Source organism: Leclercia sp. UBA5076 (assembly GCF_002416465.1).
In the GTDB taxonomy this organism is placed as follows: Bacteria; Pseudomonadota; Gammaproteobacteria; order Enterobacterales; family Enterobacteriaceae; genus Enterobacter.
Genome location: NZ_DIAO01000015.1, coordinates 68,455 through 83,258 on the forward strand (window position 1 = coordinate 68,455; position 14,804 = coordinate 83,258).

The following is a 14,804-nucleotide window of genomic DNA, read 5'->3' on the forward strand; positions in this document are numbered from 1 at the left end:
CATGACTAAATTCACCAAAGAGCAGCTGATTACTCGCGCCAAAATGCGCCTTGCAATGGTTGCCGGATTTCCAGAGAGCCAGCTGGCGCAAATGGATAAATGCCTGGCAGAAATTGCGCTGGAAAGACTGACGGCCCCGGTTGAACCGGTAGTGCCTGATGGTTATGTACTGGTGCCGTCTGAGCCGACAGAAGACATGGTTATCGCTGGTTTCGAAGCAGAGCTGCGCGAAGAGTTTCGCGACCCGGAGGCATATGAGGCTATGAGCGGCTGCGAGCAGGCGGCGCACCGGGCTAAGTTGTGCTGGGCTGCAATGATTGCTGCGGCGCCGCAGCAGGAGACAAAAATATGAACCACTTAATGATTGACCTTGAAACGATGGGCAATAAGCCTACCGCACCCATAATCGCGATCGGGGCCGTACTGTTCGAGCCTTCTACCGGTGAGTTGGGTCCCGAGTATTACGCCGTTGTGGATCTGGAATCATCCATGGTTCGGGATGCAGCAGCTGACCCCAATACCATTCTTTGGTGGATGAAGCAGAGCGCCGAAGCGCGGGCAGAAATCACCAGCGATAAACGCGTGAATATCACCAACGCGCTCGGGGGTCTAAGGCGCCTGATAGATAAAAACTGTATTTCGAAAAACCTACAGGTTTGGGGGAACGGGGCAACTTTCGACAACGTGATCACCCGGGCCTCTTTCGAACGTCATGGCCTTTTCTGCCCATGGGAATTCTGGAATGACCGCGATGTACGAACAATCGTAGAGCTGGGCCGCGCTGTCGGTTTTAACCCGCGCTACGAGATTCCTTTCGAGGGTGATATGCATAACGCCCTGGCGGATGCGCGGCACCAGGCGAAGTATGTTTCGGCAATATGGCAACGGCTTATCCCGATCACCAACGATAATATTGTTTAAGATAAACGCCCGGGTGCAGCCGGGCTAGTGGAGAAAATTATGCTGAACCTCGATTGTGTCCCTATCTCAGCCTATTGCAATGAAACTGGTGAGAGCATTGATGCCATTAATAAGCGCTTACAGCGCGGCGTTTGGCGTGAAGGTGTTCAGGTTCTGAAGGTGGAAGGCGTTAAGGAGAGATGGATTGATCTAAGTGAGGTAGCTAAATGGGCAAGACAGAGTCGCCTAAACTCCCGCGCGGCGTGACCATCAGGAAGCACAGCCAGGGTGAAACCATCAATATTACGTTCACTTATAAAGCGGTGAAATGTAGAGAGCCCCTTTCCAATTTAGAAGTGAGCCCCAAAAACTTGAAATACGCCGAGCGGACCCTCGGCGAAATTCATAATCAAATCGAGCGTGGAACATTCGTTTATGCAGAATATTTCCCGCGATCCGCACGGTTAAAGTTATTTGGCAATGCGGCTGCTGGAAAGACAATAAAAATGTACCTGGACGAATACATCAACATCTGTGAAACGCGAAAACTTTCGCCGTCTACCATTGGCGGTTATAAAAAATGTCGAAGCGCTCTGGTAGCCCTTCATTCACTGCCTGCAAGCGAGCTGACGCCGGCGGCGATGAAAGCATGGATCCAGAGCCGCACCACCACGCTAAAGACAATTCGCAACCAACTATCTTTCCTGCGCTCAGCGCTGGACGAGGCTGTAACAGATGGTGTGCTTCAACTTAACCCGGTATCTCTGGTAACAGCATCCCGCTATCAAAGCGACAAATCGACTGCTGACAGTGACTATATTGTCGATCCGCTTTCACCAGCAGAAGTAGATGCCCTCCTCTCCTCTGCCGGTAATAAGCAGTGGGAAAATCTTTTTATGTTCGCTATCCAGACGGGTTTGCGCAGTTCGGAATTATGCGCGCTTCGCTGGCGCGATATCGACTTCATCGGGAAGACCGCGCACGTTCAGAACGCGAGTGTAGTAGGCATTATTAAGGGAACGAAAACAAAGGCAGGTACACGTAAAGTAGAACTTAACGATGTGGCGATGGCAGTGCTGGCGAATCAGAAAACCTTCACCTTCATGAAAGATGCGACTATTTTCGAGGATCCGAAAACGAATAAGCCGTGGGCCAGCGCAGACGCGATCCGCAAAAAAGCCTGGGTCCCAACTTTACGTAAGGCGGGGATTAGATACCGCAACCCTTACCAGACCCGGCATACATTTGCGACGCGCCACATCAGTCAGGGCGCCAACCTTTTCTGGCTCGCCGGACAGATGGGCCACAAGGGGCCGGAGATGCTCTTCAGGCATTACGGATCTTACTTGAAAGAGTACGACGGAAACACTGAGCGAAGACCACTACTTGTCAGCGGCGGGACACGAAAGGAGCCGTAAAGGAGCCGCGCGGATTCTTATGGTGAATTAATTAATATTTATTAGTGGCTTAAAAATTTTCGGACACGGGTTCAACTCCCGCCAGCTCCACCAAAATTCTTTGTTAACGGTCACCAGAGCCTGATACAAAGTCCTGAAAGCCCGCAATGCGGGCTTTTTTGTTTCTACCGTCCCTCTATTCCAGTACTCTAACCTTCCCTGCGTCCCTCAACAGAATCCTTAAGCCTCTACCGCCGTCAGGTAATCCAGCCGCAGCGGCTCCGCCAGCAACTCATCCATCTGCAGGATAAAGGCCTGGAAATGGGGCAGCGCAATGTGAGCCTCTAGTGCCTTCTGGCCTCGCCAGGCTTCCCGGACGTAAAACATGTCCGGCGTATCGCGCAGCTGAAACAGCTGATACTCAACGTTGCCCGGCTCCTGACGGGTCGGCAGCAGCAGCGCCTGTAAGGCCGTCTTCAGCGCGTCACGTTTGCCGGGCTTCGCCTTCAGAACCGCTATAAGCGAGATGATGTCAGAGGTGGCCATCTCAGAACCCCTCCAGTACAATCTTCCCGACCGCACGCCCGGTCTCGAGCTGCGCATGGGCCTTCTGCACATTCGCCGCCGTAATCGCCCCGTAATGCTCACCCAGCGTCGTGGTAAGCACCTGCTCGTCAATCAGATTTGCCACGCGGGTCAGCATCTGGTGCTGGGCAATCATATCGGCGGTCTCAAACATAGAGCGGGTGAACATAAACTCCCAGTGTAGGGAGATACTTTTCGCTTTCAGCGGACGGGCGTCCAGCGTATCGGGATCGTCGATCAGCGCCAGTTTGCCCTGCGGCGCTAGCGCCTTAATAATCTCATCATAGTGCGCTGCGGTATGGGTCAGGCTGGCGACGTGGGTCACCTCTTTGATACCCGCGGCGGCTAATTCTTCCGACAGCGGTTTGCTGTGATCGATAACGTGATGCGCCCCCGCTTCCCGCACCCACTGCTGGCTTTCCGGGCGTGAGGCCGTACCTACCACGGTCATTTTCGTCAGCTTGCGCGCCAGCTGCACCAGAATCGACCCCACCCCGCCCGCCGCGCCGACGATCAGCAGCGTGTCGCCTTCATTACCCTGCTCCTGAATGCCCAGGCGATCGAACAACATCTCCCATGCGGTGATAGCGGTTAACGGCAATGCGGCAGCGGAGGCGTTATCCAGGGTTTTAGGTTTCAGGGCGACAATGCGCTCGTCCACCAGCTGAAACTCGCTGTTGCTGCCAGGCCGTCCCAGCGCACCGGCATACCAGACTTCATCCCCGGGCGCGAAAAGCGTTACCGCCTCGCCCACCGCCGCCACAACGCCCACGGCATCCCAGCCGAGAACACGCGGCGTATCGCCGGTAAAACCGGCGCGGACCTTGGTATCCACCGGGTTTACGGAGATGGCTTTCACTTCAATCAGCAGATCGTGTCCTGTCGCTTGCGGCTGCGGCAATTCGATATCCTGCAGGAACGCGATGTTGTCAGGGGCAGAACGGGTAATGGCAATGGCTTTCATAATCTCTCCGTCGTTTATCGTGTGTGTCGCAATAATGTGATGGTAAAGCGTAGCTGTGGCGGGAAAAATAGCCTCGCGACGATAAGACTTGTACTCGGGAGATGAAAATGGCCCGGCTTGAAGATTGCGGAGCACGCCTGACGGGCCATGAGAATGACGCATGTTGCTGAATATCCTCTGTCCGCACCGCAAACCGCTGTCTGCGGGCGTCAGATGAGTGTAGGAAGAGTTAAAGCCTGTTATGAAGGTCAGTCAGCGCGCGATGATGCAGTTTAATCACCGCTTTTTTAAGCATACCGGGCTTCGCGGTAAAACAGCCCGGCTTATGGGGTTCGCCCGGCATAAAAATGGCAAACATCCCCGGCTTCAACGTCAGGCACTGTTCATTCCCGATGCGGTCACAGAGCTGATAATCCTCCTCCTCGTGCCACGCATCGCAGGCCCGGGCGCTTCCCGCCAGTCCGTAATAAATGTGCTCTTCTCCCTCCAGCAGGATCTGGATATCGATATAGTTGCGGTGCAGCTCGGCACGTTTTTGCTCAGCGCGCTGGGTCTCAAACTGCATCACGTTGACGAACATCTTCTCGCCCTGCAGCGGATAGCTACCCGGCGCCAGCTGCGCTAGCCCCGCGCTCAGGGCCTGGTCGATCGCCTGACAGAACACCGTCGACAGACCGGCAGCCTGCAGACGGTTGATATCACCCACAATCATTGCCACGCTCCTTTTGCCCATAATGCAGCACCCAGCAGCCCCGCGTCGCCGCGATGGCGGGCTGAGCAGAGTTCGGTCTGATAAACAGCGGGCTCCTGCGCAAGGTGATGCTGTACCTGCGTGAGATAGCCGTCGGCCAGGCCAATGCTGCCGCCAATGACCACCCGTTGACAGTCGGTCAGCGCTTTTATATCCGCAATGAGCCGCGCCAGCGTCCGGGCGGAACGCGCAATCAATATCCCCGCCTGGGCATGCCCCTCTGCGGCGCGGGCAAAGATGGCTTTCGCATCCAGCCCGCAAAGCTCCCCTTCTGCCGCCGCGGCGATACCCCGGCCTGAGGCGATCGCTTCCACACAGCCGATCCGCCCGCAACCGCAGCGCGGTCCGTTCGGGTCGGCCAGAGTGTGGCCGCAGTGTCCGGCCAACCCACCGGAGCCGGTCACCAGGTTGCCGTTATGGATCATCCCGCCCCCTACGCCGGTCGAAACGGTGATAAAGACCATATCGCGCACGGCATCTGGCATGTGTTGATACTCCGCCAGCGCCGCGGCCTGGGCATCGTTTAGCGCCACGCCGGGGAGCCCGGTCATAGCCGAGACCGATTTCACCAGCGGAAAATGCGCCAGCCCGCCCAGATTTGCCGGGTTAATGGAGGTGAGTACCCCTTGCTGGATAATCCCTGTCGAGGCGATAGCGAACTGCTGCGCCCGACGGTATAGCGGCATCACCAGCTCGCACAGCGCCGCTTCCAGCGCATCCGGCGTTTTGCTGGCAGGGGTGGGGATCTCCCTGCGTTCAATAATCCTCAGCTCGCGGTCGACCAGCGCCGCGGCGAGTTTGGTCCCGCCAATATCAATAGCCAGCGTGATCATTTTGTCGCGTCCTGTAAGGCGTCCCGATACCACTGACAGATATGCTCCAGGCGGGTGATGGCAGAGCCTACCGTCACGGCCCATGCCCCGTGCTTCATAGCCTGCGCGGCCAGCTCCGGTGAGTTGTAGCGCCCTTCGGCCACCACCCGGCACCCGGCCTGACTCAGGGTTGAAACCAGCGCCAGGTCCGGCTCGACGGGCGTAACGTCTGAGGTATATCCCGACAGCGTGGTGCCAATCAGTTCAACCCCCAATTGATGGCAATACAGCCCCTCCTCCTGCGAGGCGCAGTCTGCCATCGCGATCAGCTGATGGTGCCGGATGCGCGCCAGCAGGGCCTCAACCGGCACAGGCCGCGTGCGCTGTGTGCCGTCAAACGCAATAATGCTGGCGCCTGCCTCAGCCAGCGCATCCACATCCTCCAGCCAGGGCGTAATACGCACCGGGGTATCGGGCAGATCGCGTTTAATAATGCCAATAACCGGCACGCTTACCACGGCACGCACCGCCCGCAGGTTTTCAATACCTTCGATACGCAGCGCCACGGCACCCGCCTGCTCCGCCGCCAGCGCCATCGCCGCGACGATCAACGGCTTATCCAGCGGGCTTTGTGGTACCGGCTGACACGAGACGATCAGCCCGCCCCGGGCTTTTATGTTTGCATCCAGTTCATCAAGGAACGACATAACTCCTCCGTTAAAAATTCAGCCTTAGTGTTTGGCAAGCTGGCTCGCCCTTTTGCCGGCCACAATGGCGCCGCTGAACGGTTTGCCGTCGATGGCATCGTGGGTACGCAGGGCTTCAGGATGCAGCCAGCGCTGAACGCGGGACGGCATATCAAAACCAATCAGCAAAATGACGACGAACGTCAGACCAAACGAGAGCGAGCAGAGCGCGGTGCCCAGATCGAGACGTTGAGCGATAAACGCCCCCAGAACCGGGGCCAGTGCACCGCCGAGCGCGCCGACGTTGTAGGTAAACCCGAGCCCGGCCGCGCGCTGTTCGGTATCAAAATAGCCTCCGATCAGTTTAGGCAGGATCCCTGAGATGCCCTGTCCAAGCATCTGCTGGAAGAAGAGCAGCAGGCCCAGCACCCAGACGCTGCTGCCGCCAAGGGTAAATACCGGAATGATCAGCAGCTGCGAGGCGAGCAGGCTACAGACATAGGCTTTGCGCGTGCCCAACCAGTCGCCAAGGAAGCCCCCGGCGCAGCAGCCTGCCGCCGCACCAAAGCCGCTGAAAAACAGCACCTGAGCAACGGTGGCGGGATCGTAAGCCAGATCGGTTTTCAGCCAGGTAGGCAACAGCGCCTGAATCGGCCAGGAGTATAAGAAGGCAAACAGCACCACCACCATCAGGGTGACGCCGGTCGGCCAGCGCTTGCCGTTGCTTTGCACCATAAAGCTAATGAAGATCCCCGCGCACAGCAGGCCGAGCAAGGCCACAATCGCCGCGCTCTCCAGCTGGCCTGCGAAGCAGAACCACAGCGAGACGGCGGCCACCAGGGTCATCATAATATTGATAACCCGATGTTCACCGCGATAGAGAATATCGACCATGGTTTTCACGGGCGCATTACTCTGCTGCTTCTCTTTCCAGTCTTCGGCTTCCGGAATATTTTTTCTCAGCCAGAGGGCAAAAACGATCGGCAAAATGCCGATGAAGAAGAGCGCCCGCCAGCCCCACTCCGGCACCACCAGGCTATAGACCTGAGCCGCCACCACCGCGCCGACGGAGAAGCCCGAGATCAGGAAACCACTGGCTTTGTTACGCAGGTGTTTGGGCCAGCTTTCAATCACATAGGTGGCGCTGGAGCCATACTCCCCCGCCATCCCCATGCCGATCACCAGACGGGCGATGAACATGGTGGTATAGCCCTGGGCCAGGCCGCACGCCAGCGTCCCGACGGAAAAGAGGATAATGCTGCTCACCATCGCCAGACGGCGACCGTAGCGATCCCCCATTGCGCCCAGCACCAGACCGCCAAACCAGCGGGAGATAAAGGCGGCGGAGATCAGGCTCGCGGCATGAAGGGTGGTCAGGCCGAATTCGGTTTTTATATCGGTTAAAACAAGAGCGATGAGGACAAAATCAAAACCATCAAGAACATAACCGACCCAGGCGGCAGAAAACGCGCGCCACTGCTGACGGTTGAGGCAACGATACCACGGGACATTTTGAGTCATTGTATTCATGTCAGTCTCCGCAATGGGTAAACCCATACGCTGTTTTGCAGGATACAGCTTTAGTAATGCCGGGTATGCCCGGCATCCGGCGTTGTCTTAACGTTGCTCTTTTTCTTGCTGGAGCCGCTGCGCTAATGCCCGTAGCGCGGGGAGATACTGTTCATCGACAGGGGCAAACGGCTTGCGGCACAGCGGAACATCAATCACGTCCATATAGTGCAGCACCGTTTTCAGGCCGCGGAATACGCCCACGTTGACCAGCAGGTCGATCACTTCATTACACTTGACCTGCAACGCTTTGGCGGTGGCGATATCCCCCTCCTTTAGCGCCCTGACGATCCCCTGATAGCGCCAGCCCATGATGTTATAGGTGCTGCCGATGCCACCATCCGCACCCGCCAGCAGGCCGGAGGCGAAAATCTCATCGTAACCGTTGTACAGCACCAGATCCGGGTGTGCCCGGCGGATCTGCTCCATCTGATAGAGATCGCCGGAGGTCTGCTTCAGCGCGCCCACGCCGGGTAAGGTCACCAGCGTATTGATCTGATCCAGAGAGAGTTTGACCCCGCTCAGGGCCGGGATGTTGTAGACCACCATCGGCAACCCATCTGCTGAATCAATAATTTCCCGATAGTGATCGAAATGCTCTTCAAAGCTGAACGGATAGTAGAAGGGCGTGACCGCAGAGACGGCGTCATAGCCATAACGGCTGGCCGCCTGGGCCAACTGCTGGCTCTCGTGGGTGCTGACGGTGCCGACATGGGCGATCAGGGTGACTTTGCCTTTTGCTTCTTCAGCAACGATCTCAAGCACTTCCTGACGTTCGGCGCTGTTCTGCACGAAGGCTTCGCCGGTAGATCCCCCAACATAGAGGCCATCGATGCCCTGGGCAATGTTGAACCGTACCAGCTGGCGCAAGCTTTGCGTATCCAGCTGCTGGTTGCGATCGAACGGTGTAAGCAGTGCGGGCATAACCCCTTTAAGCGTGACGGACATAGATACCTCGAATGTAATGTGATGACGCGATAATGGTAGACCTTTATACCTGTTATACCAGACACATTAAAAACAGCGCGATCGAAATGCGCAGAACGCGATCGAGTTCACTAAATCATCGAGGCGATTATTTGCGGCGTTTTTTGCCCTGCTCGAAGGCGTGCCAGGTGGCGAAAACGCTGGTGAGGTGGGCCTGTAATGCCTCTTCAGCCGCATCGGGATCGTGGCTGCGGATAGCGTTAAAGATGGCGATATGTTGTTGATAGCTGGTGTTATTATGCTCGTGCAGCGCCTGCTCCGGTACCGTGGGGCGCGCGGCAATCAGCCAGTCGATCAGCGCCACGTGGATCGCCAAAAAGATCGGGTTGTTGGGGATCTCCGCCAGCACGCGGTGAAATTCCACGTCGGAGCGAATAAACAGCGCATTGTCATCCAGCGACTGGCTGTTCAACGTCAGGGCTTTTTCCAGCAGGGCAATCTGCTCATCGCTGGCATGCTGTGCAGCATGGCGCACCAGGCTGGACTCAAAGAACAGGCGCAGCTGCTCAAAATGAGCGATCCCACCCGGATGGGCGAGGAAATCTTTTGCCATACCGGAGAGTTCGCTAATGATGGTGTCCGCAGAGGGGCGCGAAATACGGGCGCGCTCGCCGTTCTGGATCTGCACCAGCCCTTTGCGTTTGAGTGCCGCCAGCGCCTCGCGCACTGAAGGTCGCCCGACATTAAAAAAGGCCATCAGCTCACGTTCAGAGGGCAGCTGTTCACCTTCGGCAAACTCACGGCGACGGATCATCTGCTCCAGCTCTTCTTCCACCATCTCGGACAATTTTTTGCGCGCCAGCGGGCGACGACGCAATGTCCGCCCAATGGTTTCAGAGGAGATTTCTGTCTGTTTTTCGCTGGAAAGAGTCATAGACGCTACATCATAAGAAGTTGAGTTAAGGAGTTCTTTATCATAACACAGGCGTTGGTGCCAGGTGCGATGGGTTACGCAGGTGCCAGAGGATAACGTCAACGCAGACATTCACTTATATGGCGAGGTAGACCCAAATGGCCCCGGCGTTATCGCGACGCTCACCTGAAACTTTCTCAAACTGTGAACCCGCTACAAACGCATATTTAACACTCTTCTGAAACCCCTTGCTCACGCGCTTCCCTGTTTCTACGCTTATTCTCACGCAGGGCAACACCCCTCTTACACCAAACAAGCCTGCGCGCTGATGCGTTAACTTGCAACCTGTGAATGGGAGAGCCCCCTATGCTGCGCCGCATTCTTCTGCTGGTCTTCATGATCGCTTGCCCGTCGCTTTACGCCGCCCCCGTCGTCTATGTCATCGACACGCAGAAGACCGCCATCAGGCTGTCGTGGCGCGCCTTCGGCGGCATACCCTCCTGGGCGCATCTCCAGGGGGTGACGGGGACGGTCACGCTGAACCCGGACAATGAATATGACGATCGCATCCGGGTGTCGGTGCCGGTCGCCACACTTCAGGCCTCCAACAATCTGCTCACCTGGCAGTTGAAAAGCGATATGTTTTTTGACGCCGCCCGCTACCCGACGATCACCTTTACCAGCACCCGGGTGGTGAAAGTTAAGGACGATCATTACCGCGCGTTCGGCACTCTCACCGTCCGGGATCTCAGTCGTCCGGTGATCCTCGAAGCCACGCTCGATCGTCTGCCGGACGAGGCGATCGCGCTGCATGCCACCACCGCCATCTCCCGTTCAGCGTACAAGATGGATCGCTTTGCGCTGGTGGTGGACGATCGCATCGCCATTGCCATTGAGATCCAGGCGATGCGGCGTCAGTAAAATTTCGACCTGATACAATAATATTTATTAATAATTGCTCCGGTAAAAAATCCCGCCTGTTCTATACTGCCTTTCAGAAAATAATAAACGCGCAAAAAATAGTACAAACGTCGTAGAGCGTTTTGTAGAAGGCGTTATCCAGACGAGAAAAAATCATACCTTTGTATTATTCAAAAATTCAGCAACGCTTCTATTAGCCGGTGGCGAAAATATAATAAATAGCGTGTTATCGCGCCCTCGAATTTAATAAATATAAAAGCTAATCCAGCGATGAAACTTGTGATCTCTCGCAATCTCCGCTTCATCATCCGCACTAACAAAACCCGACACATCAGAATAAAAATAGATAAAATACAACATTTTAATCAATAATTCTGGCGATTGCCCACTGGTTTATTAGGTTTCAACGCGGTTAAGTAAGCGCCTATGCTTTATTTCACCGCTTCGTCATTTGCGCTTTTGGTTCTTTATGACTATATCCTTTAATGCACTTATAAAAAGCCAGCAATATAAATAACAGGGATGGCAATCATCACGCCTGCGCAAAAAACAAAAAAGTCGCAGAAAAACTATTACAGCAGAACATTATTTCTGACAAATAGTGTCTCCTTCGGGACGCTTAAACTCTGCTGAAAGAAAAACGATTTTTACACACAGCATTCATTACACTCTGTTGGGAGTCATACAAATGAGTAAATTCACTGTTATCTCCAGACTGACGCATCAACAAACAGTCGCAGAAGGTAACCAGATCATTCTGGGCGAGGATTCCGTTGTTAAGCTCGATGCAGGCAGGGGCGATATTGCCAGTTATTCCCGCAGCAATAACGATTTGCTGGTCAGGATGACCAACGGCGAAACCGTGACGCTGAAGAACTACTACATCAACGATCATCAGCTGGTACTGAATGAAAACGGCGCGCTGTGGTGGATTGAAGATCCGCTGGCGGTTGAGCGTTACCAGTCGATCCCGTCAACCGACGCGTTGATTGCCGGTAACGTCAGTAGCTCATCGGGCGATACTCCTATCTGGCCGTGGGTGCTGGGTGGCGTGGCCGCAGCGGGGGGCATTGCGCTGGCAGCAGGCGGTGGGGGCGGCGGCGGTGGGGGCGGTGACGATCGCATCGATCCGGGTCCGGTAGCGCAGGATACCACGCCGCCCGGCGCGCCCACTAACCTGCATTTCGCCAACGGTAACACCCAGCTGCTCGGCAGCGCCGAAGCCAACAGCATGGTAACCATCACCGATGCCAGCGGTAACGTGGTGGGCAAAGCCAAAGCCAACGGCAATGGTGAATTTACCGTCGAGCTGGGGGTGCCCTACACCAACGGCGAGACGCTGACGGCCACAGCCGCCGACAGCTCCGGCAACGTTAGTCCGCCCACCAGCCTTACCGCCGCGGATACCACCCCGCCAGATGCGCCCATGATTATTATCGCTGACGACAACGCCGGCAGCCTGACCGGGGCGCTGAACAGCGATCAGACCACCGACGATCCGCGCCCGGTCTTTAGCGGCAGCGGCGAGGCCGGTTCGACCATCACGGTGTATGATAACGGGAAGAACATCGGCAGCACGGTAGTGAACAGTGACGGTAGCTGGACGTTTACCCCCACCGCCGATCTCGCTAACGGCTTGCATCAGATCACCGCCAGCGCCACCGACCCGGCAGGCAATACCAGCCCGGACTCTCCCGCGTTCAACCTCACCATCGATACCGTCGCCCCGAATGCGCCGGTTCTGCAGGTGATGGATGAGGTAGGCAACATCCAGGGGTTCATCACCTCCGGGGGTTTTACCGATGACAACCAGCCGGTGCTGAGCGGTACGGGCGATCCCGGCAGCACCATTACCCTCTACCACAACGATCTGCTGGTGGCGGAGATCATCGTTCCGGACAACGGCTCCTGGAGCTACCAGCTTGCCGAGCCGCTGACGGAAGGGCTACAGACCTTTACCCTGACGGAGACGGATATTGCGGGCAATCTGAGCCCCTCTTCCGCGCCGTTTGAATTTACCGTCGACCGCACGCCGCCCGCCGCGCCGAGTGGCCTCGCCATCAATGCCACTGGCACCATCGTCACCGGTAGCGCCGAGCCCAACTCGACGGTTACGGTGACCAACGACCTGGGTGATAGCCTGGGTACGGCCACCGCGGACGTCAATGGGGCATTTTCGCTGACCCTGACCACTCCGCAGGTCAATGGCGAAACCCTGAGCGCCGTGGCTACTGACCGGGCGGGTAACGAAGGTCCAGCCTCTTCGCTGCCTGTGCCGGACATCGCCCCGCCAGCGGCACCGACAGCCCTCTCCGTCGCCGCGACGGGCGACAGCGTGAGCGGTGAAGCGGAAGTGGATGCCCGCATCTCGGTACGCGACGCCACGGGCCAGGAGATAGGTACCGGCACCGTGGGTGCCGACGGTAAATTCACCGTCAATATCGCCCCGAACCAGCTCAACGGCGAGGTGCTGACGGTCTACGCCTTCGATACCGCCCAGAACCAGAGCCAGCCGGCGCAGGCCACCGCCCTGGACTCCACGCCACCGGCACCGCCTGCAGGGCTGGATGTCTCCGATAATGGTCTGGCGCTCACCGGCACGGCGGAAGTGGGTAGCACCGTGGTCGTCATGGAAGGCACCACTAAACTCGGCGAGCTGATTGTCGGCGAATCGGGTAGCTTCTCCTTCACCCTGCCTACCGCCAAACTGAACGGGGAGATCATGACGCTTACCGCTACCGATAAAGCGGGCAACACCAGCGCGCCCGGTACGGTAGAAGCCGACGACACGACCCCGCCGGCCACACCGATCATCACCAACGTGGTGGATAACGTTCCGGACGCCATCGGCACCATCGTGAGCGGGACCTTATCAGATGACCGCACGCCGCTCATCTCCGGCACCGGTGAGGTCGGCACCAAAATTTATGTCTACAGCGAGCAGATGCAGATCGGCTTTACGGAGGTGGATTCGGCAGGTAACTGGTCGTTCCAGGTCTCCGCCAGTCTGACCGATGGGCTCCACTCCCTGACCGCCGATGCGGTTGACCGCCGCGGCAATCACAGCCTGATCTCCGAGACCTGGACGATTAACGTCGACCCGCTGGCCCCGAACCCACCGACGGCATCAGTGGCAACCGCGGCGTTTGCCCAGAGCGAGGAGCCATTGGTGAGCACCCTGAGTGCCAGTACCACGGGCGAGACGCTGATTTATAACGTGCTCAGCGATAACGGCGGGGAGCACGTCGGTAACTTCTCGCTGGCACAGGGCGACAAAATCGACATCAGCCAGCTGCTGGTGGGCTGGAATGGCGATGGCAACACGCTGGGGGATTATCTCCATCTCACCAGCAACGGCGATGGCAGCACGACAATCACGCTCGACCGGGATGGTGCAGGCACCAGCTTTGCCCCGGCCACGCTGGTGACGCTGGATAACGTGCAGACCACCTACGAGGAGCTTGTGAACCAGAATCATATTATCACCGGTTAACTCAACCCCGCCGGGTGGCGGCTACGCCTGACCCGGCCTACAAAACCAAAAACCCAAAAACGAAAAACAGCAATGAAAAAGTCAAATAAAATAAATAGCTTACCGCGACTACCGTGTCCGGCTGAAAATCGCTGAGGCGTTGACCGCAGGCCGGGGCGAGGCGCAAGGATCACGCCCGCCCCGATAGCCGAAGGGAATAAGCCGAAGACAAAATTGCCGGGAGCCCGGGTCGCCAGGGTGGTGGCGATTGAGCCACCCTGGCACGTTCACCGGTTCAGGCGTAACAGAACCAGAAAACGTGAGGTGAACGGAACCCCTACTTCGCCACATATACTTCTCTTCATTCCCCACAAGAAGAAAATAATGTGATCTCTCCCACCGTAATAACATTTCTACCAAATAACCTGGTTGCCTTAACTTATACGCCCATCTAAATAGCACAACTCTTTATTAATTCAACCCAGATTCGGCAATATTAAAATCCTTCTCAAATATATCATATTCAATATCAACTTCACTCCCATTTAAATATTTATACAGCCACACTAAAATACCCTCATAAAATACCTCCCCCTCACCAAATGCCGCTATCTCATTAAATTAAAAACAAAAATCTCTACACACGCCTCGCTCAGCAGACACCTGCAAGCCGCGCCACGCCTGCCACCGCCATTTTCACACTGCACAGCGCAATATTTTAAATATGACTAACCATTTATTAACTCACGCTTAATTTGCACTTCTGGTACTTTCTGGCTATATCAAATTCAGTCAATCACAAATTCTTACCATTATTAAAGACAAGGATTTTACCGCTGAAAACATATTCCCAATCGCATTATTTCTTGAGTATCAAAGGCTAAATGTCGCTGCCACCATCTCTATA

14 protein-coding genes are annotated in these 14,804 nt (G+C 56.3%); 6 read left to right on the forward strand and 8 right to left on the reverse strand.

What is annotated here, in order from left to right:
- The first annotated feature begins 1 nt into the window (after nt 1).
- From B3X29_RS15340 to B3X29_RS15355, 4 genes are read left to right on the forward strand one after another with little or no spacing between them, the layout of a single operon-like run.
- Nucleotides 2-352, forward strand: coding sequence for a hypothetical protein (locus B3X29_RS15340; RefSeq protein WP_165718242.1), 351 nt, complete (start codon nt 2-4; stop codon nt 350-352).
- Nucleotides 349-921 carry a 3'-5' exonuclease gene (locus B3X29_RS15345; RefSeq protein WP_290557473.1) on the forward strand — a complete coding sequence of 191 codons (573 nt, stop codon included), beginning with the start codon at nt 349-351 and terminating at the stop codon, nt 919-921. Before B3X29_RS15340 ends, B3X29_RS15345 begins: the two co-directional genes overlap by 4 nt.
- A 39-nt stretch (nt 922-960) precedes the next feature.
- Nucleotides 961-1,167, forward strand: a complete 207-nt coding sequence (locus tag B3X29_RS15350; protein WP_103822585.1) for an excisionase — start codon at nt 961-963, stop codon at nt 1,165-1,167.
- Nucleotides 1,128-2,318: a site-specific integrase gene (locus B3X29_RS15355; RefSeq protein ID WP_290557476.1), complete on the forward strand. Its 1,191-nt coding sequence runs from the start codon at nt 1,128-1,130 to the stop codon at nt 2,316-2,318. Before B3X29_RS15350 ends, B3X29_RS15355 begins: the two co-directional genes overlap by 40 nt.
- A 219-nt stretch (nt 2,319-2,537) precedes the next feature.
- Here B3X29_RS15355 and B3X29_RS15360 read toward each other — a convergent pair whose 3' ends face one another.
- The 8 genes from B3X29_RS15360 to nanR all read right to left on the reverse strand — a co-directional run bounded on the left by B3X29_RS15360 (nt 2,538) and on the right by nanR (nt 9,525).
- The gene (locus B3X29_RS15360) at nt 2,538-2,828 is read right to left on the reverse strand and encodes a putative quinol monooxygenase (protein WP_201304751.1); all 291 of its coding nucleotides are present in this window, start codon (nt 2,826-2,828) and stop codon (nt 2,538-2,540) included.
- A gap of 16 nt (nt 2,829-2,844) precedes the next feature.
- Entirely contained in the window at nt 2,845-3,846 is a 1,002-nt protein-coding gene (locus tag B3X29_RS15365) for a zinc-binding alcohol dehydrogenase family protein (RefSeq protein WP_159340321.1), read from the reverse strand.
- Between the two features lie 229 nt (nt 3,847-4,075).
- A complete protein-coding gene (gene nanQ, locus B3X29_RS15370) occupies nt 4,076-4,558 on the reverse strand; it encodes an N-acetylneuraminate anomerase (protein WP_103180798.1) in 483 nt (160 codons plus the stop codon).
- Nucleotides 4,555-5,430, reverse strand: coding sequence for an N-acetylmannosamine kinase (gene nanK / locus B3X29_RS15375; RefSeq protein ID WP_159340322.1), 876 nt, complete (start codon nt 5,428-5,430; stop codon nt 4,555-4,557). Before nanK ends, nanQ begins: the two co-directional genes overlap by 4 nt.
- Nucleotides 5,427-6,116, reverse strand: a complete 690-nt coding sequence (locus tag B3X29_RS15380) for an N-acetylmannosamine-6-phosphate 2-epimerase (RefSeq protein ID WP_156655118.1) — start codon at nt 6,114-6,116, stop codon at nt 5,427-5,429. Before B3X29_RS15380 ends, nanK begins: the two co-directional genes overlap by 4 nt.
- A 24-nt stretch (nt 6,117-6,140) precedes the next feature.
- The gene (locus B3X29_RS15385) at nt 6,141-7,625 is read right to left on the reverse strand and encodes an MFS transporter (protein WP_156655119.1); all 1,485 of its coding nucleotides are present in this window, start codon (nt 7,623-7,625) and stop codon (nt 6,141-6,143) included.
- Nucleotides 7,626-7,712: 87 nt separating this feature from the next.
- On the reverse strand, nt 7,713-8,612 hold the full coding sequence (nanA, locus tag B3X29_RS15390; protein ID WP_103180802.1) for an N-acetylneuraminate lyase: 900 nt from the start codon (nt 8,610-8,612) through the stop codon (nt 7,713-7,715).
- Between the two features lie 127 nt (nt 8,613-8,739).
- The gene (gene nanR / locus B3X29_RS15395) at nt 8,740-9,525 is read right to left on the reverse strand and encodes a transcriptional regulator NanR (RefSeq protein ID WP_103180803.1); all 786 of its coding nucleotides are present in this window, start codon (nt 9,523-9,525) and stop codon (nt 8,740-8,742) included.
- 345 nt (nt 9,526-9,870) lie between these two features.
- Between nanR and B3X29_RS15400 the strand changes: the two genes are divergently transcribed.
- Nucleotides 9,871-10,425, forward strand: a complete 555-nt coding sequence (locus B3X29_RS15400) for a YceI family protein (RefSeq protein ID WP_103180804.1) — start codon at nt 9,871-9,873, stop codon at nt 10,423-10,425.
- 688 nt (nt 10,426-11,113) lie between these two features.
- Nucleotides 11,114-13,918 carry an Ig-like domain-containing protein gene (locus tag B3X29_RS15405; protein ID WP_159340325.1) on the forward strand — a complete coding sequence of 935 codons (2,805 nt, stop codon included), beginning with the start codon at nt 11,114-11,116 and terminating at the stop codon, nt 13,916-13,918.
- The last annotated feature ends 886 nt before the right edge of the window (nt 13,919-14,804 follow it).

Bases quoted from the DNA above. Each gene is read 5' to 3' on its own strand.
- B3X29_RS15340 (WP_165718242.1), top strand. From the start codon at position 2: ATGACTAAATTCACCAAAGAGCAGCTGATTACTCGCGCCAAAATGCGC.
- B3X29_RS15345 (WP_290557473.1), top strand. From the start codon at position 349: ATGAACCACTTAATGATTGACCTTGAAACGATGGGCAATAAGCCTACC.
- B3X29_RS15350 (WP_103822585.1), top strand. From the start codon at position 961: ATGCTGAACCTCGATTGTGTCCCTATCTCAGCCTATTGCAATGAAACT.
- B3X29_RS15355 (WP_290557476.1), top strand. From the start codon at position 1,128: ATGGGCAAGACAGAGTCGCCTAAACTCCCGCGCGGCGTGACCATCAGG.
- B3X29_RS15365 (WP_159340321.1), bottom strand. From the start codon at position 3,846: ATGAAAGCCATTGCCATTACCCGTTCTGCCCCTGACAACATCGCGTTC.
- nanQ (WP_103180798.1), bottom strand. From the start codon at position 4,558: ATGATTGTGGGTGATATCAACCGTCTGCAGGCTGCCGGTCTGTCGACG.
- nanK (WP_159340322.1), bottom strand. From the start codon at position 5,430: ATGATCACGCTGGCTATTGATATTGGCGGGACCAAACTCGCCGCGGCG.
- B3X29_RS15380 (WP_156655118.1), bottom strand. From the start codon at position 6,116: ATGTCGTTCCTTGATGAACTGGATGCAAACATAAAAGCCCGGGGCGGG.
- B3X29_RS15385 (WP_156655119.1), bottom strand. From the start codon at position 7,625: ATGAATACAATGACTCAAAATGTCCCGTGGTATCGTTGCCTCAACCGT.
- nanA (WP_103180802.1), bottom strand. From the start codon at position 8,612: ATGTCCGTCACGCTTAAAGGGGTTATGCCCGCACTGCTTACACCGTTC.
- nanR (WP_103180803.1), bottom strand. From the start codon at position 9,525: ATGACTCTTTCCAGCGAAAAACAGACAGAAATCTCCTCTGAAACCATT.
- B3X29_RS15400 (WP_103180804.1), top strand. From the start codon at position 9,871: ATGCTGCGCCGCATTCTTCTGCTGGTCTTCATGATCGCTTGCCCGTCG.
- B3X29_RS15405 (WP_159340325.1), top strand. From the start codon at position 11,114: ATGAGTAAATTCACTGTTATCTCCAGACTGACGCATCAACAAACAGTC.